This is a genomic window from Sphingorhabdus sp. 109 (assembly GCF_902506555.1).
Classification (GTDB): domain Bacteria; phylum Pseudomonadota; class Alphaproteobacteria; order Sphingomonadales; family Sphingomonadaceae; genus Parasphingorhabdus.
This window is the reverse complement of the sequence record NZ_LR732707.1, coordinates 3,244,829-3,271,005: the sequence shown is the minus strand read 5'-3', so window position 1 is coordinate 3,271,005 and position 26,177 is coordinate 3,244,829. Positions and strand designations below refer to the sequence as shown.

31 protein-coding genes are annotated in these 26,177 nt (G+C 59.2%); 6 read left to right on the top strand and 25 right to left on the bottom strand.

Going from position 1 to position 26,177, the window contains the following annotated elements; genetic code table 11:
- Position 1 precedes the first annotated feature (1 nt).
- A complete protein-coding gene (locus BOSE62_RS15635; protein ID WP_159647659.1) occupies positions 2-181 on the bottom strand; it encodes a DUF1289 domain-containing protein in 180 nt (59 codons plus the stop codon).
- Positions 178-777, bottom strand: a complete 600-nt coding sequence (locus BOSE62_RS15630; RefSeq protein WP_159647658.1) for a 2-hydroxychromene-2-carboxylate isomerase — start codon at positions 775-777, stop codon at positions 178-180. The genes BOSE62_RS15635 and BOSE62_RS15630 overlap by 4 nt, the downstream gene beginning before the upstream one ends.
- A 90-nt stretch (positions 778-867) precedes the next feature.
- Here BOSE62_RS15630 and purL point away from each other — a divergent pair, with 90 nt between their 5' ends.
- A complete protein-coding gene (gene purL, locus BOSE62_RS15625) occupies positions 868-3,075 on the top strand; it encodes a phosphoribosylformylglycinamidine synthase subunit PurL (RefSeq protein ID WP_159647657.1) in 2,208 nt (735 codons plus the stop codon).
- A gap of 122 nt (positions 3,076-3,197) precedes the next feature.
- Here the strand turns inward: purL and BOSE62_RS15620 are convergent, their stop codons facing one another.
- Entirely contained in the window at positions 3,198-3,554 is a 357-nt protein-coding gene (locus tag BOSE62_RS15620) for an endonuclease domain-containing protein (RefSeq protein ID WP_236554077.1), read from the bottom strand.
- Between the two features lie 289 nt (positions 3,555-3,843).
- On the opposite strand from BOSE62_RS15620, the gene BOSE62_RS15615 reads away from it, so the two are divergent.
- Positions 3,844-4,251, top strand: coding sequence for a DUF3052 family protein (locus BOSE62_RS15615; protein ID WP_159647656.1), 408 nt, complete (start codon positions 3,844-3,846; stop codon positions 4,249-4,251).
- Positions 4,252-4,384: 133 nt separating this feature from the next.
- On the opposite strand, the gene BOSE62_RS15610 is transcribed toward BOSE62_RS15615, so the two are convergent.
- Entirely contained in the window at positions 4,385-5,188 is an 804-nt protein-coding gene (locus BOSE62_RS15610; protein WP_236554075.1) for a Coq4 family protein, read from the bottom strand.
- A gap of 125 nt (positions 5,189-5,313) precedes the next feature.
- Between BOSE62_RS15610 and BOSE62_RS15605 the strand changes: the two genes are divergently transcribed.
- Positions 5,314-5,988 carry a nitroreductase family protein gene (locus BOSE62_RS15605; RefSeq protein WP_159647655.1) on the top strand — a complete coding sequence of 225 codons (675 nt, stop codon included), beginning with the start codon at positions 5,314-5,316 and terminating at the stop codon, positions 5,986-5,988.
- Between the two features lie 29 nt (positions 5,989-6,017).
- The gene (locus BOSE62_RS15600) at positions 6,018-7,253 is read left to right on the top strand and encodes a DUF418 domain-containing protein (protein ID WP_159647654.1); all 1,236 of its coding nucleotides are present in this window, start codon (positions 6,018-6,020) and stop codon (positions 7,251-7,253) included.
- On the opposite strand, the gene BOSE62_RS15595 is transcribed toward BOSE62_RS15600, so the two are convergent.
- On the bottom strand, positions 7,248-8,147 hold the full coding sequence (locus BOSE62_RS15595; RefSeq protein WP_159647653.1) for a hypothetical protein: 900 nt from the start codon (positions 8,145-8,147) through the stop codon (positions 7,248-7,250). The genes BOSE62_RS15600 and BOSE62_RS15595 overlap by 6 nt on opposite strands.
- A gap of 130 nt (positions 8,148-8,277) precedes the next feature.
- On the opposite strand from BOSE62_RS15595, the gene BOSE62_RS15590 reads away from it, so the two are divergent.
- Both BOSE62_RS15590 and bfr read left to right on the top strand, forming a co-directional pair.
- The gene (locus tag BOSE62_RS15590) at positions 8,278-8,448 is read left to right on the top strand and encodes a (2Fe-2S)-binding protein (protein WP_159647652.1); all 171 of its coding nucleotides are present in this window, start codon (positions 8,278-8,280) and stop codon (positions 8,446-8,448) included.
- A 122-nt stretch (positions 8,449-8,570) separates the two neighbouring features.
- Positions 8,571-9,047, top strand: coding sequence for a bacterioferritin (bfr, locus tag BOSE62_RS15585; protein ID WP_089133293.1), 477 nt, complete (start codon positions 8,571-8,573; stop codon positions 9,045-9,047).
- Positions 9,048-9,063: 16 nt separating this feature from the next.
- Here the strand turns inward: bfr and BOSE62_RS15580 are convergent, their stop codons facing one another.
- From BOSE62_RS15580 to BOSE62_RS15485, 20 genes are all read right to left on the bottom strand, one after another.
- Positions 9,064-9,477 carry an Hpt domain-containing protein gene (locus tag BOSE62_RS15580; protein ID WP_159647651.1) on the bottom strand — a complete coding sequence of 138 codons (414 nt, stop codon included), beginning with the start codon at positions 9,475-9,477 and terminating at the stop codon, positions 9,064-9,066.
- A 120-nt stretch (positions 9,478-9,597) separates the two neighbouring features.
- On the bottom strand, positions 9,598-10,989 hold the full coding sequence (gene der, locus BOSE62_RS15575; RefSeq protein ID WP_159647650.1) for a ribosome biogenesis GTPase Der: 1,392 nt from the start codon (positions 10,987-10,989) through the stop codon (positions 9,598-9,600).
- 31 nt (positions 10,990-11,020) lie between these two features.
- On the bottom strand, positions 11,021-12,355 hold the full coding sequence (locus BOSE62_RS15570; protein WP_159647649.1) for a PQQ-binding-like beta-propeller repeat protein: 1,335 nt from the start codon (positions 12,353-12,355) through the stop codon (positions 11,021-11,023).
- On the bottom strand, positions 12,352-13,122 hold the full coding sequence (locus BOSE62_RS15565) for a tetratricopeptide repeat protein (RefSeq protein ID WP_236554074.1): 771 nt from the start codon (positions 13,120-13,122) through the stop codon (positions 12,352-12,354). Before BOSE62_RS15565 ends, BOSE62_RS15570 begins: the two co-directional genes overlap by 4 nt.
- 157 nt (positions 13,123-13,279) lie before the next feature.
- Positions 13,280-14,152 carry a 3-methyl-2-oxobutanoate hydroxymethyltransferase gene (panB, locus tag BOSE62_RS15560; RefSeq protein WP_159647647.1) on the bottom strand — a complete coding sequence of 291 codons (873 nt, stop codon included), beginning with the start codon at positions 14,150-14,152 and terminating at the stop codon, positions 13,280-13,282.
- A gap of 71 nt (positions 14,153-14,223) precedes the next feature.
- Entirely contained in the window at positions 14,224-15,318 is a 1,095-nt protein-coding gene (locus BOSE62_RS15555) for a glycerophosphodiester phosphodiesterase (RefSeq protein WP_159647646.1), read from the bottom strand.
- Positions 15,318-15,599 carry a DUF427 domain-containing protein gene (locus BOSE62_RS15550; RefSeq protein ID WP_159647645.1) on the bottom strand — a complete coding sequence of 94 codons (282 nt, stop codon included), beginning with the start codon at positions 15,597-15,599 and terminating at the stop codon, positions 15,318-15,320. The genes BOSE62_RS15555 and BOSE62_RS15550 overlap by 1 nt, the downstream gene beginning before the upstream one ends.
- On the bottom strand, positions 15,569-16,117 hold the full coding sequence (locus BOSE62_RS15545) for a metal-dependent hydrolase (protein WP_159647644.1): 549 nt from the start codon (positions 16,115-16,117) through the stop codon (positions 15,569-15,571). The genes BOSE62_RS15550 and BOSE62_RS15545 overlap by 31 nt, the downstream gene beginning before the upstream one ends.
- The gene (locus BOSE62_RS15540; RefSeq protein WP_089133301.1) at positions 16,117-16,485 is read right to left on the bottom strand and encodes an ArsC family reductase; all 369 of its coding nucleotides are present in this window, start codon (positions 16,483-16,485) and stop codon (positions 16,117-16,119) included. The genes BOSE62_RS15545 and BOSE62_RS15540 overlap by 1 nt, the downstream gene beginning before the upstream one ends.
- A gap of 195 nt (positions 16,486-16,680) precedes the next feature.
- On the bottom strand, positions 16,681-17,391 hold the full coding sequence (locus tag BOSE62_RS15535) for an endonuclease III domain-containing protein (protein WP_159647643.1): 711 nt from the start codon (positions 17,389-17,391) through the stop codon (positions 16,681-16,683).
- A 146-nt stretch (positions 17,392-17,537) separates the two neighbouring features.
- Complete coding sequence (locus tag BOSE62_RS15530; protein WP_159647642.1) at positions 17,538-18,545, bottom strand: zinc-dependent alcohol dehydrogenase family protein; 1,008 nt, start codon at positions 18,543-18,545, stop codon at positions 17,538-17,540.
- Between the two features lie 11 nt (positions 18,546-18,556).
- Positions 18,557-18,931: a type II toxin-antitoxin system VapC family toxin gene (locus BOSE62_RS15525; protein WP_159647641.1), complete on the bottom strand. Its 375-nt coding sequence runs from the start codon at positions 18,929-18,931 to the stop codon at positions 18,557-18,559.
- Complete coding sequence (locus BOSE62_RS15520; RefSeq protein WP_159647640.1) at positions 18,915-19,208, bottom strand: type II toxin-antitoxin system Phd/YefM family antitoxin; 294 nt, start codon at positions 19,206-19,208, stop codon at positions 18,915-18,917. The genes BOSE62_RS15525 and BOSE62_RS15520 overlap by 17 nt, the downstream gene beginning before the upstream one ends.
- 286 nt (positions 19,209-19,494) lie before the next feature.
- Positions 19,495-19,776: a GIY-YIG nuclease family protein gene (locus BOSE62_RS15515; RefSeq protein WP_159647639.1), complete on the bottom strand. Its 282-nt coding sequence runs from the start codon at positions 19,774-19,776 to the stop codon at positions 19,495-19,497.
- A 150-nt stretch (positions 19,777-19,926) separates the two neighbouring features.
- A complete protein-coding gene (locus tag BOSE62_RS15510; RefSeq protein WP_159647638.1) occupies positions 19,927-20,358 on the bottom strand; it encodes a hypothetical protein in 432 nt (143 codons plus the stop codon).
- Positions 20,359-20,364: 6 nt separating this feature from the next.
- On the bottom strand, positions 20,365-21,936 hold the full coding sequence (gene guaA / locus BOSE62_RS15505; RefSeq protein WP_159647637.1) for a glutamine-hydrolyzing GMP synthase: 1,572 nt from the start codon (positions 21,934-21,936) through the stop codon (positions 20,365-20,367).
- Between the two features lie 75 nt (positions 21,937-22,011).
- On the bottom strand, positions 22,012-22,716 hold the full coding sequence (locus tag BOSE62_RS15500; RefSeq protein ID WP_159647636.1) for a ZIP family metal transporter: 705 nt from the start codon (positions 22,714-22,716) through the stop codon (positions 22,012-22,014).
- Positions 22,717-22,943: 227 nt separating this feature from the next.
- Entirely contained in the window at positions 22,944-24,506 is a 1,563-nt protein-coding gene (locus tag BOSE62_RS15495; protein WP_159647635.1) for a class I adenylate-forming enzyme family protein, read from the bottom strand.
- Between the two features lie 367 nt (positions 24,507-24,873).
- A complete protein-coding gene (locus BOSE62_RS15490; protein WP_159647634.1) occupies positions 24,874-25,404 on the bottom strand; it encodes a hypothetical protein in 531 nt (176 codons plus the stop codon).
- A gap of 165 nt (positions 25,405-25,569) precedes the next feature.
- Complete coding sequence (locus BOSE62_RS15485; protein WP_159647633.1) at positions 25,570-25,971, bottom strand: PaaI family thioesterase; 402 nt, start codon at positions 25,969-25,971, stop codon at positions 25,570-25,572.
- Positions 25,972-26,177 lie beyond the last annotated feature (206 nt).

Genomic DNA, 26,177 nt, shown 5'->3' with positions numbered 1-26,177 from the left:
CTTAGCGTTTCGCCTTCGCGGCCAGTTGTCTCATCCTGTCCGGCAGCAAGGACAATATCTCCCGCTGCCGGCCGGGCGAGGCGGAACCCCATTCGCCAATTTCCGACAGGCTGCGCCCGCAGCCGATACAAAGCCTGCTCGAACGATCTATGGTGCAGATATCATTGCATGGCGATTTCAAGCGGATAGCTGCTCGTCGATCTGGCCGAGCCGTTCCTTGCCGAAATACATTTCGCCATCGACATAGATGGTCGGGATGCCAAAGGCTCCGCGCTCTACCGCATTTTCCGTGTTGTCGATCAGCGCCTGCTTGACCGCCGGGTCCTGGGTCTGCGCGAGAAGATCGGCCGCGTCGAAGCCGCCGTCCTGCAAGATACCCCCGAGCGTGTCGCCATCGGTCACGTCGAGTCCATCTTCCCAGATCGGCGGCAACAGCAGTTCGATGAGCGCGACCCGCCTATCCGGTTCCAGCGCCACCAGCATTCGCTGCAGCGTAATGGTGTTGAACGGAAATTTCGGGTTCATCCTGAATTTGCTCAGCTTGTGCTTCTGGATGAACCGGTTCATCTCCAGCATCGCATAGTCATTCTTGCCCTTCACTTCCGCATCGCGGATGAACGGCGGCGCGTTGCCGGTCAGCTTGTGCATGCCGCCAAGAAAGGCCGGGGTGATTTTGATGGTCGCGCCATGTTTTTCGGCCAGCGCCTTGAGCGGTTGCCAGACAAGATAGGCGTTGGGGCTGACAAAATCGAAAATCAGCTCGATGGTCTTGGACATAGGTTGCTCCTTTGAACCTATCCTTAAAGCAGCGCCACGAAACATCAATTCCCTCTAGGCGAAATTGCCCCGCCCCGTTAAAGGGTCTTCATGACCACAGACACGATGATTACCGAGCCCAAAATCTCCACCGAAACCGTGCGCGAGCATGGCCTCAATGCGGAGGAATATCAGCGCATATTGAATGCGCTGGGCCGCGAGCCGAATATTACCGAACTGGGCATCTTTTCAGTGATGTGGTCGGAACATTGTTCCTACAAGTCATCGCGCCTGCATCTGAAGAAGCTGCCGACCACCGGCCCGCAGGTTATTTGCGGCCCCGGCGAGAATGCCGGTGTGATCGATATCGGCGACGGCCAGGCGGCGATCTTCAAGATGGAGAGCCACAACCATCCGTCCTATATCGAGCCTTATCAGGGTGCGGCAACCGGCGTCGGCGGCATCCTCCGCGACGTATTCACCATGGGCGCGCGGCCTGTGGCCAATCTCAACGCGCTCCGCTTCGGCCGGCCCGACCATCCGAAGATGAAGCATCTGGTCAAGGGCGTGGTTGCGGGTATCGGCGGCTACGGCAATTGCGTCGGCGTCCCGACGGTCGGCGGCGAGACCAATTTCGACCCGGCCTATGATGGCAATATCATCGTCAACGCAATGACCGTCGGCGTAGCGGACTCAGACAAGATTTTCTATTCGGCAGCCTCAGGCGTCGGCAACCCGATCGTCTATGTCGGTTCCAAGACCGGTCGCGACGGCATCCACGGCGCGACCATGGCGAGCGCGGAATTTGACGATGACAGCGATGAAAAGCGCCCCACCGTGCAGGTCGGCGATCCGTTCACCGAAAAACTGCTGATCGAAGCCTGTCTCGAACTGATGGCCAGCGACGCGATTGTCGCGATTCAGGACATGGGCGCGGCCGGGCTGACCAGCTCCAGCGTCGAAATGGCGACCAACGGCGAAGTCGGCATCATTCTCGACATGGACAAGGTGCCCTGCCGCGAAACCGGCATGACCGCTTATGAAATGATGCTCAGCGAGAGCCAGGAGCGCATGCTGATGGTGCTGAAACCCGGCCGCGAGGAAATGGCCGAAGCGATTTTCACCAAATGGGAACTGGATTTCGCGGTGATCGGCGAAGTTACCGACAGCCGCCGGATGGTGCTGACCCACAAGGGCGAGACCGTCTGCGATATCCCGCTCAGCCCGCTCGCCGACGACGCGCCGCTTTACGACCGCCCGCACCTGACCCGCGAGGAATATGCCGCGCATATCAATGTCCAGCCGGTCGGCGACCTGCCCGAAAGCACCGATATCGGCGCCGATCTGCTCAAGATGATGGCCAGCCCCGCGCTCGCCTCGCGCCGCTGGGTCTGGGAGCAATATGACTCACAGGTCGGCGCCGACACCGCGCAACGCTCCGGTGGCGATGCCGCGGTTGTCCGCGTCCATGGCACCAACAAGGGCCTCGCGATCACCACCGACTGCACTCCGCGCTACTGCAAGGCCGATCCCTATGAAGGCGGCAAGCAGGCGATTGCCGAGGCTTATCGCAACCTCTGCGCGGTCGGCGCGAAGCCGCTCGCCACCACCGACTGCATGAATTTCGGCAATCCCGAAAAGCCGCATATCATGGCACAATTTGTCGGTACGATCGAAGGCATGGGCGAAGCCTGCAAGGCGCTCGACATGCCGATCGTATCGGGCAATGTCAGCCTCTACAACGAAACCACCGGCGCCGACGGCATCAGCCACGCGATCCTGCCGACCCCGGCGATCGGTGCGGTCGGGCTGATCGACGATCTCGACACGATGATGACCATCGGTTTCAAGCAGGAAGGCGATTTGATCGCGACCATCGGGTTCCATCACGAGGAACTCGGCCAGTCGACCTGGCTGCGCGAAATCCATGGCCGCACCGATGGGCCGCCGCCGAAAGTCGATCTCAAGGATGAAGAATGGGCCGGCCGGATCGTCCGCGAACTGATCGCCGCCGGCAAGGTCACCGCCGTCCACGACATCAGCGACGGCGGCCTCGCCGTCACGCTCGCCGAAATGGCATTGGCTGGCAATCTCGGCGCCGAAATTGACCCGATGACCAGCGCCTTTGCCTTCAGCGAAGCGCAGGGCCGCTATGTCATCACCTATCGCAACGAAGATGATCTGGATCGCGCGAAAGTGCCGTTCGAGAAGATCGGACAGGTCAAGGGCGACAAGCTGGTGCTGAACGGCAAGCCGGTTGCGGTTACCGATCTGCGGGAAGCGAATGAAAGTTTCTTCCGCGACTGGATGGAAGACTAGCCCCTCCACCACTGCTTCGCAGCGGTCCCCCTCCCCGTGCCTGCGGCACAGGGAGGAAGACCATTTTGCTCCCTGTTGCGCAGCAATGGGGAGGTGTCGGCCTGAAAGGCTGACGGAGGGGCCTAACGCAGACTCTGAATATATCGCAATAGCCGGTCGGCGACATCTGCCGGATCATCGAGAACTTCCTGCGCAGATATTCTGATGATTTCGACGCCCTCTTGAGACAGTTCCCACTCGCGCTGCTCGTCACGCTCTGGACGATTGCCCATATCATGGGCCAGGCCGTCGACTTCGACACCCAGCTTTGCTGATGGACAACAGAAGTCCAGTATATAGGAGCCAATCGGGTGCTGGCGCCGGAACTTGATGCCGAGAGGCTTCTTACGAAGTTGTTGCCAAAGCATGATCTCCGGCTTGATCATGGTTTTGCGCAGTTCCCTGGCCTTTAGGATGGTTTGTCTTGTCGTTTGTGCCAATTGCCCCTCCGTCACGCCTTCGGCGCGCCACCTCCCCATTGCTGCGCAACAGGGAGGAAAGATGTAACATAAAATTCTGTGATGAGGGACGGTCAGGCCAAAACTGTCAAGCCGCACCTTTCCTCCCTGTGCCGCAGGCATGGGGAGGGGGACCGCGCGAAGCGTGGTGGAGGGGCTTCAGCCGTGCTTCTCGCCAACCAGCGGAAACAGATACACGCACAGGAAAGGGAACCACGCTGGCATCCAACCGTTGATGTGGATAATCATCTAATGCGAAAGGATGCCGATCATGGCTTCAGGATATTCGGATACCCCGCTAGCCAAAAAACTCTCCCTCAAGGACGGCATGCGCGTCTGGTTTCTCGACATGCCGGACCGTGTCCGAGCCGACATCGAGGATAGCGAACTGACCCTATCCGAGGATGAAGTCCCGTCGCCCGGCCTTCACTCGGCCCATATTTTCGTTACCGAACGGAACGCGATGGAAAAGCATCTGACTACCCTGCGTGACATGATCGATCCCGCCGGTCAGGTGTGGGTGAGCTGGCCGAAAAAGGCGTCCAAGGTCGAGACCGACATCAGCGAAGACACGATCCGCGAAGTCGCCCTGCCGATGGGATTTGTCGATATCAAGGTCTGTGCCGTGAACGAGATCTGGTCCGGCCTGAAACTGGTCATCCGCAAGGAATTCCGCTGAGAAATTCGCCCTGAAGCGAGGCTTCGGGGAGGGGGACCATCCGGAGGATGGTCGAGGGGTGTTGGTGCACCTTGCCCATCCGAGCCGCTTCGCGGCCCACCTCCCATAGCATCGGTATAAGGAGGAAGCGTTTCTAAGCCGTTTGTGCCAGCATATCGTATGGATCGACATTTCCGGCCCGGAACTTCGCATGGGCTTCGTGATAGAAATGCGGTGTCTTGATGTGCAGCCGCTCGCGCAACGCGTCCAGCGGCTGGGCGAGCAGATCGGTGATCGATTCCTCGTTGATCTTGGGACAGGCCTTGCCCATTTTCTGGCCTTCGCGGATCGCGCTGAATATCGGCGCGTCACTCTTGACCTGCTTCTTCATGTTGAGACCCGCGGCATAAGCGATGAAGACATTGCCCAGTGACGGGTTCTGGCCATAGGTAAAGGCCAAGACGCACGCTTCGCCCAGCGCATCGCGGCCATAGCCGGTAAGCACGTGGAGCAAGTCATGCGTATCGCGCTGGCGGAAACCGTACCATTCGATCATATCGCCATATTTGCGCGGACTGAACTGGTCATATTCGGCGATCAGACCGGCGGCGCTCAGCCCTTCCTTTTCCATGAAGTCGCAATAGGCATGGGCCAGACTGCCCGCCGGCATCTTGCGCAAACGTTCATGATCATCCAGAAGCGGGGCCAGTTCCGGCTCGCTTTGCAGCAGCGCCCTGCCCTTGTCGCTTTCGACAAATTTCCTGGCATCCTTGCGGAATCCGGGACGCGGCAGCGATTCAAAAATATGGAAGACCTGTTCGGTATCTTCCTTGTCCTTGATCAGTTCGCGAAAATGATGAAGCGCTTTCAGGGGACGAAAGCGGGCTGCGGGGCGATCCGGGTGGACAAATGGCATGTGCGAATCACCGGGCGCCGAGAATTTATGGTCAATTTTCATACGGTCTATATGTCGCTTACTGACATCTATGTCAATAGAGCTTAGTGGCTTTCCCGAACGCAGTCGCTGCGCTATCTCTGTGCCGCAAAAGCCGATGACGCGTTTTGACCGCAGGAGATGGTAGAATGAAGCCGCATGACAACCTGCCCTATAGCCAGTTGCCGGATTATTCCGACGCGGAACGGGTCGCCCGGTCGCGCGCCTTTTACGAGGCGATCCGGACCCGGCGTACCTGCCGCTATTTCAGCAACGAAGCCGTGCCCCGCGCGGTGATCGAAAATGCAATTCTCGCCGCCGGAACCGCGCCCAATGGCGCCAATCACCAGCCATGGCATTTCGCCGTGATCGAATCCGCAGAGAAGAAAAAGGTCCTGCGCGCCGCAGCCGAAGAAGAGGAGCGCGCCTTTTACCAGAGCAAGGGCAGCGAAGAATGGCTGGAAGCACTTGCGCCGCTCGGCACCGATGCCGACAAGCCGTTTCTCGAGACCGCGCCCTATCTGATCGTCATCTTCGGCCAGCGCAAGGGCGGTATGAATCCGGGCGAGACGAAGCAGAATTATTATGTCAACGAAAGCGTCGGCATCGCCACCGGCATGCTGATCACCGCGCTGCACGACGCCGGTCTCGCTACGCTTACCCACACGCCCAATCCGATGAAATTTCTCAATCAGCTCTGCGATCGTCCGCACCATGAAAAAGCGATGATGGTGCTGGTCGTCGGCAAGCCGGCCGCCGATGCCACGGTCCCGGTGCATGCCACAAACAAGAAACCGCTGGACGCCATTTCCTCATGGCTGTAGTATATAAATAATACAGTGGGAGCAACAGAATGAGCGCGTCATACCGCTTCGTGGAGATAGACGCGCTGCGCGGCTTTGCCGTCATGGGCATATTGGCTATCAATATTGCCGCTTTCGCCCAGCCGGAAATGGCGTTTGTCAATCCGCTGCTGTCGAGCCATGCGTCCAATCTCGACATCGCCGGATGGGCGGCCAATTTCATCCTTTTTGACGGCAAGATGCGGGGTCTGTTCTCACTGCTGTTCGGTGCCAGCAGCGCCATGGTGATCGAGCGCGCCGTCGCCGGCGGCCAGTCGGCGGCGGAAGTTCATTTTTCGCGCATGTTCTGGCTGGCGCTATTCGGTCTGGTGCATTTTTTCCTGCTCTGGATGGGGGACATATTGTTTCTCTACGCAGGGTGCGGCTGCATATTATACCTGTTTCGAAATTGGGACGCGGAGCGGCTCGTCAAGTGGGGCGTTATCGCCTATGCCGTCGGAGCGATCCTGCTGATCACCGACCTGGCTCCCCTGCTGCTGCTGGCACAGGAAGCCGCGCAGGCCAATCCGCCGCAGGACGTGTTGGACCGGATTGCAGAAATCTATACGGTGATGGGGACATCGCCGGCAGAAATCGCCGCGGAAACAGCGCGGATCAGCGGCGGTTTTGCTACGCTGCTGCAATATAAGATTTTCCACCAATGGTCGGTCCCGCTGGAGAATTTGATGCTCGGTCCGATCGAAACGATCCCGCTAATGATGATCGGCATGGGGCTCTATAAAAACGGCTTCATCCTCGGACAGGAAAATCCGGCGACCTACCGCAAGATTGGCGTGGCAATGATGGCTGTCGGCCTGCCGGTTTTCGTCGCGCTCGCGGCCATCGCCCATCACCAGAATTTCAACACCTTGTGGATGCTCAACATCACCCAGGCATGGTCGGCATTGCCGCGGTTGTTGATGATCATTGGCTATGCCGCGCTGCTCATCCATCTCGTCCAGCGGTTCCGGGACAGCCTGTTCGTGCAGCGCGTTGCGGCAACAGGCCGTGCCGCCTTCTCCAACTATCTCGGCACCAGCATTGTCATGACCTTCATTTTCTACGGCTGGGGTCTCGGCTATTTTGAACAGTTCGGCCGGTTCGAACTGCAGCTGTTCGTCGTTGGCGCATGGCTGGTCATGCTGCTCTGGTCGCGGCCCTGGCTATCGCGCTATCGCTACGGCCCGCTGGAATGGCTGTGGCGCAGCCTGGCGCGGCAACGGGCGCAGCCGATGCGCCTGTCATGAAGGATCGCTGACCGCTTCTGCCGGACCCGATTGTTCATCATCGGTGAACGCGCTGGTATAATTGGCGCTTAGCTGCTCGTACAGATTGAACCCGGAGACAAACTCCAGCCGGTCCCCGGCATCGTCCATCAGCCCTAGCGGCCGCCCATCCGGCGTATATGCAAAGTTCAGCAGATGGCCTTTCTGATCCCGGCGATATATCGAGCAAATTACCGGCGAGTCGAGACCGCCCATCATGCTGTGCATCACGATCGCTTCCGTCTCTGCTTCCAGAGAGGCATCGCTTTCCGGATCAAACGGTATCCCGGAATATCGATACACGGTCAGATGATCCGATGCTTTTGCTATGGGATTTTTCATGCAACTGGCTTTGCCGGTCTGTATTTCATCAGCCGCCAGGAAAACAACATGGACCGGACTGATAGCAACAAAGATGCCGCCCTTGGCATCGACCGGACTTACGGCTTTCGGCCCCGCTTGAATATATTCCCAATCGGCAAGAATGTCGGCAGGAATTTTTCCGAAAAGCTCCAGCGACGGCACCTCTCCAAGGGTCAACAGACCGTTATTGGCAATGCCGCCCGGCAAGGACTCTATATGTCCGATCAGGTCTATACCTCTGGTGTTCCAACCTGCTTCCGTTTCTCCGGTCGGCACCAAGGCGGCGCGAAGCTCGCTTTCAACCGATTCCAGAAACTCTTCCAGGTCCTCGGCTATTTCCGATGGCATTATCTGCCAAAATTCGACAACCGGAAACGGTTCCGGAGCGGTCGATTTTCCCGCGTCTTCCCTTTCGACCATTAGCTGCGTCGATTCAGGCACATTGGCAGCATCGACCGACGTTGACGCCAGGGCCAGCGCAACCGGAACAATGGAACTGTATATTCTACGCATCACAAACCTCATGCTCTGGCCATGGGCCGGTTTAACCAATATTTCCTATTTGGGAAGATTCCATCTATCGTTATTTTGATATTGCGATCTATTCTCATTAGCGATATACGAGTCGCAGAGAGGAACCGAGATGGTTGTTTGCGTTTGTAATGCGATTAAGGAAAAAGACCTGAGAGCCGCCGTGCGTAGCGGAGCGGACAGACCTTCCCAGGTCTACGCCCAGCTCGGCCGCAAGCCGAAATGCGGACAATGCCTTTCCTTTGCGCAAACCATTATCAAATCCGAAGTTGCGACCGCTTAGCATTCGCGTTAGCAAAGCATTGAAATAATTGCATTTTTTCGGGTAGCAGCCCTTTCGCTTGTTGGCGATATGCTGTATAGACTTCCCCAATTGATCCACTGACAGAAGGGAAGGACTCTGCCATGAAGGGTGATACGAAAGTCATCGAGTTTCTCAACGAAGCGCTAAAAAACGAACTTACTGCCATCAACCAATATTGGCTGCATTATCGCATGCTGGACAATTGGGGCGTGACAAAGCTGGCCGAATTCGAACGGCACGAATCCATCGACGAAATGAAGCATGCGGACAAGCTGGCCGAGCGGATTTTCTTCCTCGACGGCCTGCCCAATTTCCAGCTGCTCGGACGGCTCAAGATCGGAGAAACGGTCGAGGAAATTCTCAAAGCCGATCTCGAACTGGAATATGAAGCGCTGCCAATGCTCAAAAATGCGATCGAGCATTGCGAGAGCGTCCGCGACTATGTCAGCCGCGACCTTTTTGCCGAAATTCTGGAAAGCGAGGAAGACCATGTCGATTCGCTCGAACAGCAGTTCGACATGATCGAACGCATGGGTATCGAAAATTATATCCAGCTACAGTCAAAACCGGTCGAATAGGAACGTAACGGGAGCTTCAGCCGAACCGGCGGCCAAAGCCGGTCGGCTGCCGCTGCTGCACCAGCGGGCTGGTTCCCCTGTCCAATATGGCCAGCGTATCCTCGAACATCGGCCGTAGTGCTACCACCAGCTCGATAAGCTCTTCTGGCGTCTCGTGATGTTCAACACAGGCGCGGGCGGTCATTTCGATCGTTTCCGCTGCAATGCTCAATTTCATGCCACCCAGTTGCAGCGCCTCGCCTTTCAGCTTGTGCGCTGCTAGCACCATGGCTGCAGGATCGTTGGCCCGCATCGCTTCTTCGATCTTGTCCACCGACTGGTAGCCATCTTCACGGAAATAGCCCAGAATCCGGACGAAATGCGGCCCAAGAGCCGAGCGGGTGTCCGCCCAGACCTTCCAGTCAATCAGTTCGCTTTCTACTGGTCCCACAGAACGCTCCCGGCGCAATAGCGGAAATACGCTATCCTCCCCGACCATAGGGCAGAACCTGTAAAAACTTAGTTACCAGGCCCAGAAAACTGCCGGTTTTTCTAACAAGCTACAGAGAATTCAATCTTTTTCATGATAAGGGTTTTTGGGTGCGCGAATGATCAGTCGCACCGGGACGCCGCCGAAGCCCAGTTCGCGGCGGATACCGTTGACCAGGTAGCGGCGATAGCTCTCCGGCAAATCGTCGACCCGCGTTCCGAAAATGACGAATGAAGGCGGCCGCGTCTTGGCCTGGGTGATATAGCGCAATTTGATCCGCTTCCCGCCGGGTGCCGGGGGCGGGTTTTCGCTAATCGCATCCTCGAACCAGCGGTTCAGCTTACCGGTCGAAACCCGCTGCGACCAGATCCGTCGTGCCTTGAACGCAGCCTTCATCAACTGGTCGATACCCTTGCCGGTAAAGGCCGACACGGCAATCAGCGGCACGTCGCGGACTTGCGCAAGGCCGTCGTCAAGCGCCGCCCGGATGCCGTTGAACAATTTGCTCGGCCCTTCGGCAACATCCCATTTGTTGATGCCGATTACCAGACAGCGGCCTTCCTGGATTGCATGGTCGGCGATCCGCAGATCCTGTGCTTCCAGTCCCTTGGTCGCATCGAGCAAAAGCACCACCACTTCGGCAAAGTCGACCGCATGGCGGGCATCGGCCACGGCCAGCTTTTCCAGCTTGTCATTGACCTTGGCCTTTTTCCGCATTCCGGCGGTGTCAATCAGTCTGACCTGCCGGTCCGGCTCTATACCATCCAGCTTCTCTTCCTCGGTCAGGGCATCATCATGCCAGACCCAGTCGACGGTGATGCTGTCGCGGGTGATCCCGGCTTCCGGCCCGGTAATCATCCGGTCTTCATCCAGCATCTTGTTGATCAGCGTCGACTTGCCCGCGTTCGGGCGGCCAACGATCGCCAGTTTCAGCGGAGCCGACTCGTCGGTTGGTTCTTCCGCGGCAGCCGCCCTGAAATTCTCGACATAGGGCTGGATAGCCTGGAACAGGTCGGCGATACCGTCTCCATGCTCGGCGCTGAACGGGATCGGATCACCGAAACCGAGGGAATAGCTTTCCAATATGCCGGCTTCCGCCGCTTTGCCCTCGGCCTTGTTGACCAGCAGGACAACCGGGGTTTTCGCGCTTCTCAGCCAGCGGGCGATTTCCTCGTCGAGCGGGGTCAGGCCCGCCCGGCCATCGATAACGAATATCGCCAGTTCCGCCCCGGCTACCGCCAGTTCGGTTTGCTTGCGCATCCGGCCAGGCAGGCTTTTCGGATCCTCATCCTCATAGCCCGCGGTGTCGATGATATTAAATTCGAGCCCCAGCAGATTGGCCGCCCCTTTGCGACGATCGCGCGTCACCCCGGGCGTGTCGTCGACGAGCGCCAGCTTCTTGCCAACCAGACGGTTGAACAGGGTTGATTTGCCGACATTCGGTCGACCGATAATAGCGATATTGGGCAGCATGGAGCCGGTCCCTATCCTTTGGTTCTGATCCTCAGCGGAACGCGGAAATCCGGCCGCTGTCGTCGAGAATATATAGCATGCCACCCGCAGCAACCGGCGGCAGCGAAACGCCGTCGTTCAGCTCAAACAGCGTCTGGCTCGATCCCTCACCCGGCGAAATCGACACGATTTCGCCTTCGGTGCTGGCTACGATCAGACGGTTGCCAGCCAATATCGGCCCCGTCCAGTTGATCGGGTTCTTCTTCTTTTTCTCGTTCCGGAATGCGGCGAGCTGGCTGATCCAGCGAACCTTGCCATTCGGCCGTGCGATGCACAGCAGTTTTGCATCGTCGGTCAAGACGAATACCCACTCGCCCGCGACAACGGGTGTGGCGATACCGGCAATGTTCAGTTCCCAGATACGCTGGCCGGTGACCAGCTCATAGGCAGCCATACGGCCGCCCTGTCCCAGCGCGAAGACCCGTCCGCGATCGATCACCGGATCGGCATCAATATCGGACAAGGTTGCCACCGAGGTCGAGATGCTCGTGCGCGCCAGTGCGTCATTCCAGAGGTTGCGACCATTTTCGTATCGATAGGCGGTCAGCTCGCCGGAAGAATAGCCGGCGACGACCGTGCCCTGTCCGGCAGCAGGAGCGGCGACACCGAAAATTCCGGCCAGTCCGACCGTACCGGCTTCGTTCCACTGCACCGAACCGTCTGCCATGCTGAGCGCGTAAATCTGGTTGTCCTGGGTCATTACATAGACATTGCCATTTGAGATCGTCGGCGAGCCGCGCAGCGGTCCAGCCGGCCGGACTTTCCATATCTGGCTGCCATCAGCCGCATTGAGCGCGACGACATCGCCGACGCCGTTGGTTGCGTAGACGACCTCACCCAAGACGCTCGCACCACCGCCGAAACGCGAATTGGAGCCGTCGCCCTTGACCTCAATCTGCGATGACCAGATTTTTGCACCGGTTGCAGCGTCGAAGGCATGCACCATGGCTTCCGTGTCGATTGCGAACAGCCGTCCGCCGGATATCACCGGCGCCGCTGCCAGCCGTTCCCGCTTGGTGGTGCCGCTGATATTGGCGGTCCAAACCCGTTCCAGACTGCCCGGCAAGGCGATATGACCAATCGACTTGCTTGCGTTTCCGCCCGACTGCGCCCATTCGCTATTGGCCACAGGAGCCGGCAGGATCACGGCAATCGAGGCCAGTGCGGGATCGACTTCCGCGCCGCTTTCACCGCTCAATATCGGCGTGCGCTTGCCCAGCGTCGGCGTGTTCTTCTTGTCATCGCCATCGCCGCCGCCCAAAATGCTGCAGCCGGACAGCAGTGACAGAGTCAGCAGGCTGGCGATCAGTGTCTTACCGGAAATCATTCCTTGGATTCTCCCTCGGTCGCAACCACAGTTGGCGGTGCAACTTCATTATCATCGCTGCCCGGTTCGACAGCGTCAATGCCCTCGACGCCGGCCATCTGCAATGCGCGCGACCGGATCGTCGCCGGAACGCTCTCGTCTTTTGCCAGCTGGGCGAAAAGCGGCCCCGCCAGATCCGACTTGTTCAAATTCAGATAAGATATCGCCACCATTTCGCCGGCGCTCCCGAACCAGGGGTTGCCCGGCACCGCAAGCGGCTTCAGCCGGTCGATCACCTGCTGCGGCTTGAGTGTATCGAATTCAGCGGTCGTCTGGCGGATCAAGGCAAGATCGCGAAACGGCTTTGGCAGGCTGTCGTCGGCAGCAACCTTGGCATAGCCGGCGATCGCTGTTTTCGGATCATCTTTCTCCAGCGCGATGCTTGCCCGAAGGATTTGCGCTGCGGCCCGATAGCCGCTTTGTTCGGCCTCCGTCAGGGGCTCAAGCGCGGTTGCGGCGCCGTCCAGATTATTCTGGCGGATGCTGTCAATGGCCGCGACATATTCCTCGCTGCGCAGACCGGCATCTTCATTCTGGCTATTCTGCCAGAAGATCCAGCCAGCCAGTGCGCCCAGAGCGAGAACGATAGCTGCGAAAATCCAGATCCCGTAGCGCGTGACGATGGTTTTCAGCTGGTCCTCGCGCACCGCCTCATCGACTTCCCGCAGAAATACCTGTTCTTGCTGGTCCGGCTTCTCTTCCGGGGCTTTATATTTGTCTTTGGCCAAGCTGGCTTCCTCAAATCTGTTTCGCATGTCCTGTTCGCCGGTCAGGCAAAGACATTATGCAATCGGCTGTCCTTTAGCGTCCGCGATAGCAAATGTAAAAGTCTATTGACCATTTCCACAGGCTGAACAACGGATCGGCGGAATAGAAGAAATATCGCTATTTTTTCGGTTGATAGAGCTGGTCGGGGCCCGGAAACGCGCGTTCCCGGACCTCTCCGGCATATTGCTCGGCGGCCTGGTCAATCTGTTCGGCAATATTATGATAGCGTTTCACAAAGCGGGCCGTGCGGTCGAACATGCCGAGCATATCCTCGGTCACCAGCACCTGGCCGTCGCATTGCGCGGACGCGCCGATACCGATGGTGATCGCATCGACCGCCCTCGTCGCCTCGATCGCGATCGGCTCGAGCACGCCCTCCAGCACAATCGCGAAGGCACCCGCCTTGTCGAGCGCCACCGCATCGCCGACGATCTTCTTCGCCTCGGCATCGCTGCGCCCGCGCGCTGCATAGCCACCGAGCACGTTGATCGCCTGCGGCGTCAGACCGACATGGCCAACCACCGGAATACCGCGCTGGACAAGGAATGCGACGGTTTCGGCCATGACTTCCCCGCCTTCAAGCTTGACCGCAGCCGCACCGGTTTCCTTCAATATCCGCGCCGCGCTTTCATAGGCCTGTTCCGGCGAGGCTTCATAGGAACCGAAAGGCATGTCGACGATGACGACGCTATGATAGCTGCCACGAACCACCGCCGCGCCGTGGTTGCACATCATCTCCAGCGTGACCGGAATGGTTGAATCAAGGCCGTAAATCACCTGCGCCAGCGAATCGCCGACCAGCAGCATATCGCAATGCGCATCGAGCAATTGCGCTGTACGCGCGGTATAGGCGGTCAGCATCACCACCGGCTCCGCCGTCACCCCGTCAACCTTGCGGCCCTGGATTTTCGGCACGGACAGGCGCCGCATCGGCTGGGGCCGGGGATTGGCGCGACTGGTGGACGTATCGAGTTTGAAGGTCGTGGACATGGCTATCCTCAGCAGAACGTTATCGGACTGGCCTCAATAAGCGACGATGGAGGATATGGCCAGCTTCGCGGTTATTGCCTTACAGCTGTCACCGCCTGAGCCGGATTGTCGCTGAAAAGTCCATCCACGCCGGCGGCGACAAATGCACGTATTTCGCCCGCCAGATCGCCCGGCTCGCGCGGATCGATGCCGCTCTTCAGATCGGTCGGCAGAAAATAATTTTCACGGCGGAAGGTCCACGGGTGAACCACAAGACCGGCCTCGTGCGCGGCCGCGACCAGTCCGGTCGGCTCGCCCAGCTGACCGATGGCATTGCGGCCGATCACCATATCCTTGGACGGTCCGACCCCGTCAGCATAGGCGGCAATGGCGGCCAGACCGGACGGGGATACCATGGACGCATAGGTTTGCCCGGCGATGTCGGGTGGCCCGCTCTCCCCGGCCACCAGCTGCACCAGCCGGACTTCGGTATTTCTGGCCAGCGCCTTAAGGTTGCCGACTTCGAACGACTGGATGAAGACCGGATCATCCGCGCCATCAAAGCCATATTGCTTGAGCAACCGGAGCATCGGTGCCTCGTGGTTCAGCCCCAGTGTTGCAAAATAGCTCGGATGCTTGGTCTCCGGGTAGACGCCAATCCGCCTGCCCGTCTTGACCGCATGCGTTTCGAGCAGTTGCAACACCTCTTCAAAAGTCGGGATCTCGTACTGGCCATCATATGGCATATTGCCCGCCCGCAGGTCGGGCAGCCGTTCTCTGGCCCGCAATGTCTTCAGCTCGGCGAGGGTGAAATCCTCTGTGAACCAGCCGGAAAATTCTTGGCCATCGATAATTTTTGTGACTTTGCGACCGGCAAATTCCGGCCGGTCGGCAACATCAGTGGTGCCGCCGATTTCATTCTCGTGCCGGGCCACCAAAATGCCGTCTTTGGTCAACACCAGATCGGGTTCGATAAAATCTGCCCCCTGTTCGATCGCCAGCCGATAGGCCGCCAGCGTATGTTCGGGGCGCTCCCCGCTGGCGCCGCGATGGGCGATGATGATCGGAGGCTCTCCGGTAAGCGTTGTCATGGTCATGCCGGTTTTTCCTGCCTGTTCCGCCTGCGCGCCGCATCCGGCCAGCGCCAGCGCCCACAGGATCGGCAGGACAATGCGCCCGATCCTCATCACCCGATCTCTACGTCTTTCCAGAAGGCAACCCGTCCCTTGATTTCTGCGGCCGCTTCCTTTGGCGCCGGATAATACCAGGCCGCATCCTCGTTGATTTCACCCTCGACGATCAGGCTATGATAGGCTGCATCACCCTTCCAGGGACAATGGCTGGTCGTATCGCTATGCATCAGATATTTTGACCAGACCGCATCGCGCGGGAAATAATGATTGCCCTCTACCACGACCGTGTCGTCGCTGTCGGCGATCACCGTGCCGTTCCATTTTGCCTGAACCATTTGCTTGTCCTTTTCCTGATACCAAAAGCTGCGGCAACCAGTGTCAACGGTATCCAAATCCAGATAGCTTCGGAATATAACACTTTAATGCCACGGCCACTGATAAAATCGGAAACCCCGATCGGCGATACGGCAATCGGGGTAAACGGAGCGAAATGGCGTATCTCGTCGAATGGCCAGAACACAGCCACGCCCAGACCGCCATTGGTGAGCATATCCAGCGCACCGTGCGAGGCCATCGAGACAAACAGAAAAGCCGCCGCCACGCCATATCGCTGTGGCCGCAGCAAGGCCGTGGCGAACAGTGCTGCAGCGGCGGCAAAGAGCAGACTATGGGTCGCGCCGCGATGTCCCCAGCCGTCGCCATATGCGATGCCAAGCCGGAAGCCGATCACATCGGCGTCGGGGAGCATCGCGACCAGCAAACCGGTTGCGATCACCGGCAGGGAAAGCCGACTCCGTCCCAATATCAGCGCGCCCGCAAGCGGCACCGCAGCATGGGACATGATCGTCGGCATCAGCTGTTGCGCGCTGTCAGACCCGCTGCTTCATAATCTGACGCCTTGAAACCGACCACCAGTTCGTCGCCATGTTCCAGCACCGGGCGTTTGATCATGCTGGGATTTTCCGCCATCACCATCACCGCCGTATCATCGCCAATATTTTCCTTCACCATGTCGGGCAGTTTGCGGAAAGTGGTACCGCGCTTGTTGACCAGCGCCTCCCAGCCGACCTGCATCACCCACATTTCCAGCTTTTCCTTGCTAATTCCCGACTTTTTATAGTCGTGGAAGACATAGTTAATGCCGTTTTTCTCCATCCAGTTGCGCGCCTTCTTGATCGTGTCGCAATTGGAAATGCCGTACATTTTGGTTTCGTTGCTCATGGGCCTGATCCTGTTTTTGCTGCACGTCGCCCCAGAGACACAGGTCAGCGACCGGACAATGGTCGCTTTTCGGGCTCCGGGCCGTGCAAATTCGCTTCCGGAACTGAATTAGCCAGAAATGTTCGTCGCGCAAGGCCCAATCGGGACTGCGTTGTTCCAGTTGCCGCGCGGTCCTGTCGGCAGTCTTTGCATCCGTCAGGCCGGTACGGTTGCAGATCCGGTCTCGCAATCGGCCCGCAGCGGACAGGATGGACAATCCGGTCGTTTCGGCCGGCAGATGGTCTGGGCAAGGCGCTTGCCGAGCAGATGGTGCTCGTCCAGATCCTCCGCCGACCATTCCGGCGGCATCAGCGGCATCAGTTCGTCATAAGCGCGTCTGGTATCGGCCCTGGCCGGTACCAGACCCATGCGCTGCACCACGCGCCGATGGCCGGAATCGAGCACCAGCGCTTTGCGATTGAAATGGCTGGTATTCATGATCCCGGCGCTGATCTTGCGCGCAATCCCGGGTAGAGTCTCCAGCCAATCCATCGCGTCCGCCGTCTCCATGGATCCGAGATGCTCCAGGCTGGCCTTGCCGCACCGCGCGATAATGTCGTTGAGGCAGGCCTTGAGCCGCTCTGCCGCCATCCCCGGAAAAGTGGCGGTCTGCAAATGGTTCCGCAATTGCCCGACAGGCGCCTCGGCAACGCGCTCCCACGACCCGTATTCGGCGATCAACCGATCGGTATTGGCGTTGGACACCGCGGTTTTCGCGCGCGCGCCGATCACGCCCTGTACCAGAACCCACATGGGATCGCGGCGCATATCGTCGACCGGCATCACCCGGCCGAACCGCTTGATCAGACCGCCGTGCATCCTGCCCAGAATTTCCATGCGATGATCAGGGCCGAGGTCGAGTTGCATCAGCGGAATATGGCCGAGCCGCCGATCGGTAGCAAGGCTATCAGCCCCCCTGAAGCCGGTCGGTCAGTCAAGGCGGCGGCCAATGGTCACAACCGGCTGCGCATCAAGGCGAAGCGCCTTGAAGAAGCCGGTCGCCGCCTCATCGATCAGATATCGACAATGATCTTGCCGAAATGCTGCCCCGATTCCTGATGGCGGAACGCATCGCCCAGGTCGGCGAGCGGAAAATGCTTGTCGAGCACCGGTTTCAGGCCATTCGCTTCAATGGCCGCGATCATGTCCTGTTGCTGCGCCCGGCTGCCCACGGTCAGACCCTGCACGCGCAGATTCTTGCCCATCAACAGGCCGGTCTGCACCGGCCCGGCAAAGCCGGTGAGCACGCCGATCAGGGCGATATGGCCGCTGATCCGGGTTGCCATCATCGACTGGTCGAGCGTGCTCGGCCCGCCGATCTCGACGACGCAGTCGACACCCTTGCCACCGGTCAGCTCGAGCACCTTCGGCCCCCAGGCCTCGATTTCCTTATAGTTGATCAGATGGTCGGCACCGAGTTCCTGCAACCGCTCCAGCTTGGCGTCGGAAGAGGATGTCGCGATCACCGTCGCACCCGCCGCCTTGGCAAATTGCAGCGCGAAGATGGACACGCCGCCGGTGCCCTGTACCAGCACCGTGTCACCCGGCTTGACCGTGCCATCGACAAACAGGGCGCGCCAGGCGGTCAGGCCGGCGCAGGTCAGGGTCGCGCTCTCGGCGGCGCTATAGCCTGCGGGCGCGTGGGTCCACGAGGTCGTCGCGCCAATCGCCTGTTCGACCGCATAGCCGTCGATCCCGTCGCCCGGCACACGCTTGAACCCGCCTTCGGGCGGCGCACCGTCGATCCAGTCGGGGAAGAAGGTCGAAACCACCAGATCCCCCACTTTGAACTCGCTGACGCCCTCGCCCACGGCGGTGACTTCACCAGCGCCGTCGGACATCGGGATCCGCTTCTCGGCGGTTGGGATCATTCCCGTGACCACGGCATAATCATGGTAGTTGAGGCTCGACGCGCGCAGCCGCACCGCGATTTCGCCGGGTCCGGGCGCCGCCGGATCGGGCAGGTCGACCAGCTTGAGATTGTCGAGCGATGCGGGAGCGTGGAGTTGGATGGCTTTCATGGGGTTGTTCCTTACCAGAGGGTTTTGACCGGATAATGGTGAATATTCTTGTCGGCGGTGACCAGTGTCAGGCCCAGCACAATCGCATGAGCTATCAGCATCCGGTCGACCGGGTCACGATGAATATCGGGCAATTCGGTCGCAATTTCCCATAGGTCGGCTGGAAAATCGAGTAGGTGAAACCCCAGTTTTCGCTGAAATCTGGAAAGCGGAACGCTGGCCGGAAAACGGCCCCGCCCCAGCAGATCACTATATTCGTAGGCCGTCACGGCACTGACGAACAGCCGGTTGTCGACATTTGGTAATTCAGCAAGAAAGTTGTGGCTCAAGCGCGGGTCGTCATCTCCGATCCACGCCAGCACATGGGTGTCAATCAGCAGATCCAAATTTCCTCCGGAACCGCTCCTCGGGATCGCCCCGGTCGGCTTTCAGTGCTTCAAGACTAAGATCAAAGCCCTTAAACTCTTCCTTGAACGCCCCGACCGCCTGCACCCGCCGCCGCGCAATTTCTTCGCGCTCCGCCCGGTTGGCTATTTCAATCGGCACCAGCTTCAGCTTCGGCACGCCCGCTTTTTGCAGGATCACCTCTTCCCCGCGCAGCGCCGCTGCGACAAGTTCCGAAAGCCGGGTCTTGGCTTCGCCTATATTGACATGGATGGTCATTGCTTGACCAATATAGCTTGGTCAAGGGGGTTGGTCAAGTTGGAGTGATGACTGGTTTGGCGACCAATTTCGCGTAGGAAAGATGCCATCGGAATTATATATGCGGATAGCGTGCAGCCACTTGCTGCGGCGATAGCTCGCGCTAAGCCCTTCGACAGGCTCAGGACGAACGGGAGATGGGGAAGGGCCGCAACAGAGAAGAGCCCTCAAAGCTCCGTTCGAAGTGAAACAAACCAATCTCCGTTCGTGCTGAGCTTGTCGAAGTACGAATTCGCACAATCTAGCGTCAAGACCGTGATCGCGCCAGGCGAGAAATCAAGCCCCAGTCACCATCAATCAAGGCCCGCTTTTTTGCTCGTGACCAGCCCTTTATCTGTCGTTCCGCCGCAATGGCTTCTTCACGTTTGGAGAAATATTCGCTCCACACCAGCACCACCGGGCGGCGGCAGTGGGTATAACCGCCAATTGTCCCCGACTGATGGGCGGCAACGCGCGCTTCCAGATTATCGCTATGCCCGACATAAAAATGCCCGTCCGCGCATTTCAGCATATAGGTCCAGAATGCCATCGCCGCACGATAGCGCGCACCCGTCCTTCGACAAGCTCAGGACGAACGGAAGGAGATGATTGGCCTAAACTGTTAAGAAGCGAGCGCTCAAAAAGCCCCGTTCGTCCTGATCCTGTCGAAGGACCGAGTTGTTCACACAGCTATTGTCGTTCAGTCGGTCGCATCAATTTGGTGCTTCCCCAGCGCTCTTTTTGCGATCCAAGCTACCACAGCACCATAAAGGGAAAATAGTACCAACGCTATCAAGTTGCCCAAGATCAAGCTTCCATTAAACGCAAACATGAAGAAAATTGCAATTCCACAAACTGAGCCCAGAGCGATCCAATACCTTAAACTATATCCGAGAATGCTCTTCGCCAAAATCAATAGGACGAATCCCACCGTCAAGCTTAGCGTCAATGAAACCGGCAACACGTACATCAGAGGATAAAAAAATTGGGTCGAAAGCCCGTCAAGCACCCAATATTCACCTCTGACAGCCAAGATCAAATACGGCAGTATTTGGTGGAAAGACACCAATAAGCCCACCGCTAAACCGATTGCCAGCGCACTCCTTAACATCGACAATTTGCTATAGTGCATCTTGCTTTATTCCCACTCGATCGTCCCCGGCGGCTTGCTGGTATAATCGTAAACCACCCGGTTGATCCCCTTCACCTCGTTGACGATCCGCGTCGATACGCGGGTCAGGAAGCTGGCATCGAAGGGGTAGACGTCGGCGGTCATGCCGTCGGTGCTGGTAACCGCGCGCAGGCCGCAGACGCTGTCATAGGTGCGGCTGTCGCCCATCACGCCGACGGTTTTCACCGGCAGCAATACAGCAAAGGCCTGCCAGATCGCGTCATAGAGGCCGGCGTTGCGGATTTCCTCGAGATAGATGGCGTCGGCCTTGCGCAATATGTCGCAGCGTTCCTTGGTCACTTCGCCGGGAATACGGATGGCCAGTCCGGGTCCGGGAAACGGATGGCGGCCAACGAAAATTTCCGGCAGCCCCAGTTCACGGCCGAGATCGCGAACTTCGTCCTTGAACAATTCGCGCAGCGGCTCGACCAGCTTCATGTTCATGCGTTCCGGAAGCCCGCCGACATTATGGTGCGACTTGATGGTGACGCTCGGCCCGCCGGTGAACGAGACGCTCTCGATCACATCGGGGTAGAGCGTGCCCTGGGCTAGGAAATCGGCGCCGCCGACCGCCTTGGCCTCTTGGTCAAACACGTCGATGAAGGTCGCACCGATAAACTTGCGTTTCTTTTCCGGGTCGGTGACACCAGCGAGACCCGAGAGGAACATTTCCTCCACATCGCGGTGGACCAAAGGCATTTTATAATGTTCGCGGAACAGGCTGACCACCTGATCCGCCTCGCCCATCCGCATCAGGCCATGATCGACAAAGACGCAGGTCAGCTGGTTACCGATCGCTTCGTGGATCAGCACCGCGGCCACCGCGCTGTCGACGCCGCCGGACAGGCCGCAGATAACTTTCTTGTCGCCGACCTGGTCCTGGATTTCCTTGATCTTGGCCGCCTTGAATTCCGCCATCGTCCAGTCGCCGGCGCAGCCGCAGACATGGCGCACGAAATTGGCGATCATCTTGCCGCCATCGGGCGTGTGCACGACCTCGGGGTGGAACTGGGTGCCATAATAGCGCCGCTCGTCATCGGCAATCAGGGCGAAGGGCGCGCCTTCGGTGGTCGCGACGATCCGGAATCCCGGTGCAAATTCGGTAACCTTGTCGCCGTGGCTCATCCAGACCTGGTGCTTCTCGCCGACCTTCCACAGACCATCGAACAACACGCATTCTTCGCTGATCTCGATGAAGGCACGTCCGAACTCGCCGCCAAACTGGCCGCCGTCGCCGGATTCCACCTTGCCGCCCAGCTGATGCGTCATCACCTGCTGGCCATAGCAGATGCCAAGGATCGGCAGGCCGCTTTCAAAAATCACATCCGGCGCGCGCGGGCTGCCTTCTTCGGGCACACCGGCGGGTGATCCGGAGAGGATGACCCCCTTGGGTTTCAGCCGGTGAAAGGCTTCTTCCGCGGTGTTGAACGGAGCAATCTCCGAATAGACTCCCGCCTCGCGCACCCGGCGGGCGATAAGCTGCGTGACCTGAGAGCCGAAATCGACGATCAGAATGGTTTCTTCATGAGCTATGGACATGGCTTAGCCGCTTAGTGGGCCACCCCATTCGAGTCTAGTGCCTTTGTCGCCCGCCACCGCAAAATCCCGCCCGGCTCAGGCGGTGGCAAGCTCGCCCAGAAAGACCGCCAATATCACGCCGATTGCAGTCGCGACGCCGGCCATATGATGATCTTCCTTATAGGCCTTGGGAAACACCTCGGTCGCGAGCGATGCCACAACCGCACCCGCAGCAAAACAGCGGGTCGCAGCCAGCACATGCGGAGAGACGCCTTCCAGCGCGAAATATCCGATGATCGCTGCGGCCGACAATATCAGCGCGGTCATCGCCCAAAGCCCCAGCGTCCTGCCCCTCGACAGCCCGTTGCCGACCATCTGCTTGGCCCCGCCCGCGGCTTCGGGAAGATTGGACAGCAGGATCGACCCGGCCAGCGCCGCCACTTCAATCGGCGCCGCCCCGATCAGGGCGACCCCGAGCGCCAGATTTTCCGGCACCCCGTCCAGCGTGATCGCGGCCAGCAAACCGCCGCCGCCTTCCGCTCCCCATTTTTCGTCGATCCAGTAATCGACAACGGAAAAGACCATGGCCCCGGCTGCCACCGCGCCCAGCCCGACCCACAGGTTGCTTTGCGCGACCGCTGGCTGGATCAGTTCGCTGACCAGCGAGACGATCAGCGCGCCCCCGGCAAGCGCTATGACAAAGCCCTCGGTTTTGCGCGACAATTTGCCGTAGATACCCCAGAGCGCCCCGGCGATCAGCGCCGCCGACACCACCCCCACGACAAGAAAAGTCATCAACATGTCGGGATAACGCTCCTCATCAAACTAGGTTGGCCGAGCCCGTAGTAACGAGCAGTGCCCCTGCGCAGGCAGGGGACCATCTCCGGAATTCCCGTCGCCAGAGACAGGTTATTTTCAGCGCTCCGGCCCCGGCATTGCGCGAACTAAAAAGCATTCCGTCCAAGCGCACCATCGGGAGATGGGCCCCCGCCTGCGCGGGGGCACATCGAACAGTCCCGGGGTTCATCCTATCCCTCGGCCATATCCCGCAATTCCGTCTTCAATATCTTGCCGATATGACTGCGTGGCAGTTCGTCGATCAGGCGCAGTTCGGAAAGCCGCTGGGTTTTGCCGAGATTGGCGTTGGTCGCCGCCTTCAGCGCTTCCGGATCAAGCGTCACACCGACGTCCGCCACGACGAAGCCGACCGGCGTCTCGCCCCATTGCCGCGAAGCCACACCGATGACCGCCGCATCGGCGACGCCGGGCTGCGCCATCAGCGCTTCTTCCAGATCGCGCGGATAGATATTGAAGCCGCCCGAAATGATCATGTCCTTGGTCCGGCCCATCAGCGTGATGAAGCCGTCCTCGTCGACCTTGCCGATATCGCCCATCCGCTGCCAGCGGTCGCCATTTTCGTCATACCAGCTGGCTTCCTCGGTCTTCTCAGGCTGGTTCTTGTAGCCCGACATCATCGTCTGCGACCGGCCGACCAGCTCGCCCATTTCGCCCGCGGGCAGCCGGTTGAGTTGTTCGTCGACGGTGATCACCTCGCTACCGCCCCAAGCGATGCCGACCGTGTGCAGCTTGTCGGGATGCTCGTGGCACAGCAACAGGCAGACCACGCCGCCCTCGGTCATCGAATAAATCTCGATCAGCCCGCCCGGCATGCGTTTGAGCACTTCCGCCTTCAGCTCCGCCGAGAAGGGCGCGCTGGTGCAATATTTATGGGTCAGGCTGCCGAGATCAAAATCGTCAAAGCCTGCAAAATCCATCAGCCGCTGATATTGCACGGGCACCAGCATCGTATGGCTCGCGCGGTGTTCCTGCGCCAGTTCCAGCCAGCGCTGGCAATCGAACTTGCCCATCAGCACCACCGTCCCGCCATAGGCGATCGTCGGAGTGAACAGCGCCAGCGTCGTGTTCGAATAGAGCGGCGTCGACAGCAGGGTGACCTGACTGGGCTTGCCATATCCGGTCGCCTCGCCCACCGCGGCATGATACCAGCGCATCTGGCGGCTGTGGACAATGCCCTTGGGCGTGCCCGTGGTGCCACTGGAATAGATGATATTATAAGGGTCTTTCGGTCCGACATCGGGATCGGCGGGCATCGCGCCTTCGCTTGCCATCCAGTCGGACATCGCCGGCGCATCGTCCACCGCCTGATCGAGCATCACCTGTTTGAGCGGCGGCAAAGCTTCTCCACTCTCCAGCAGCTCGGTGCGCTTGGCGCAGTCGATGAACAGATGCATCGCGCCGCTGTCGCGCATCATGTTCGCCAGCTGCGTCGGTGTCGCCGAAGTGGTCAGCGGCGCCGCACAACCACCCGCAACGATCGCGCCGAGATAGGCCAGCGCATAGCGCACCGTGGTGGTCCCCAGAATCGCAACCGCCTGCCCCTTTTGCAGCCCGTCCGCCTGCAACTGCGCCGCAATCCTGTTGACCTGCGCCGCGGTCTCCGCCCAGCTGAGCTTCTCCCCGCTGTCATCCAGCGCGATCCGGTCGGGCTGGTTGACCACATGGGCGTTGATCAAATCGGCGAGATGGCCGAACGGCTGCTCGAGATAGCGGGCGGGGTCAATATGTTTCATCAAGCGATTAATTCCGCATATCGGTTTGAGATGCAATGGCTTTCCGCGCGGCTTGTTCTTTTGAACAGGTAGGGAAGATTTTCACGCGAAGACGTGAAGGCGCTAAGGGTGATAATTATTGACGATGCGGCGTAGACCCAGCTTGAAGGTTGTCGCTGCAAATTCCAGAATCTGGGCAGATCATCGTCATTGCGAGGAACGCAGCGACGCGGCAATCCAGAGCGTCTCACCCCAATCACTAGCGCCTGCCGCCCTGGATTGCCACGCTGCGCTCGCAATGACGTCCTTGGCGCAGATGCGCAAAGCCCTGGCCAGAAATACCCCGGTCACCTACCTCTTCGCGCCTTAGCGGCTTCGCGTGATAAAACTAGCCGGCCACCAGCTTCACAAAGGTGCTCTCGACCCAGCCGCTTTTGCACGGCCCGTCATAATCACGTTTCGAGCGCACCGGAGAGGACACGCCGCAATCGCCGGGTCCCTTGGCGGCAACCGGTGTCGCGCTGTTTTCTTCAGCGCCTTCGACGTCGTCAACAACGCCGTCATCATAGACAATGCCAAACCATTGCTGGTCGATGCTGCGAGTGCATATCCACAGTTGCTGACCTTCCCCTATTTCCGCTTTCTGCTTCGCTGCATCAAACGGCGCAATCCGGACCGGAAGCGTGCCGCCGCGCAGACCCTGCACCCGTCCCACCGCCTGGCAGGCATCAAAACGCGGCCCGCCTTCACCGATGCGCACCGGCTTTTCAGCCGGATCCGACCCCTGGCGCGCCTCGCGGCCCGTCGGATTAACGAGATCTGCCTGCGCTTCGGACAGGTCATCCTCCACCCGGGTAGTCTCGGAACAGGCAAGCGTCGCCAGCGACAGTGCAGAAATAGTCAGGATTTTTCGGATCATGACAGAAGGTCTAGCGCAAAAGCAGGGTCCTTGGGAAGCTGCGAATATTTGCGGCGGCGGGGCCGAGGCTATTCGACTCCCATCCTGCCGTTCGTCCTGAGCCTGTCGAAGGACGCCGGAGAACGCAAAGATGCTTCGCCGCGCTCGGCCCGAACGGATTGAGCCTCACAGCACGATCTGCGTCTGCGTGACCACGGCCACGAGCGTTCCGTCTTCCAGCGTGATCTTCGTCTGCCAGACCGACTGGCGGCGGCCAATCTTGAACGGCGTCGCCTCGCCATAGACGGTGGAGCCCTCGGGGGCCGCACTCAGGAAATTGGTCTTGCTTTCCGATGTGGTGGTGCCGTTCGAACCGTCTGGCAGATTGGCAAAGCCGCCGAACGCGCCCAGCACATCGGCGAAGGTCATCACCGCGCCGCCGTGAATGCTAGGGCTGCCCCGCCCGTTCCCCGCGGTACAGATTTCCGGCCGCACCAGCATTTCGCCGCGCACGACATCCTTGCCCATCTCGGTAATCGTAATCCCCATGGCTTTGGCAAAGGGCACCATATCGGCAGGATTGGTCATGATCGGGGTCCTTTTTACTCGTTTTCGGCGTAAAAGCGGGAAGAATTGTATTGTTTTGCACAAAGGCGCTGCGGGAGAAAGGGCTTTTGACCGCCGCCGTGGAAGACTTCCCTCGGCGGCTGCTGTCGCCCCCTATCCATTTTGATAATCATCACCTCGAGCCATTATTCTCCCTCCAATCTCAAACCCTTATAAACCATTGAATC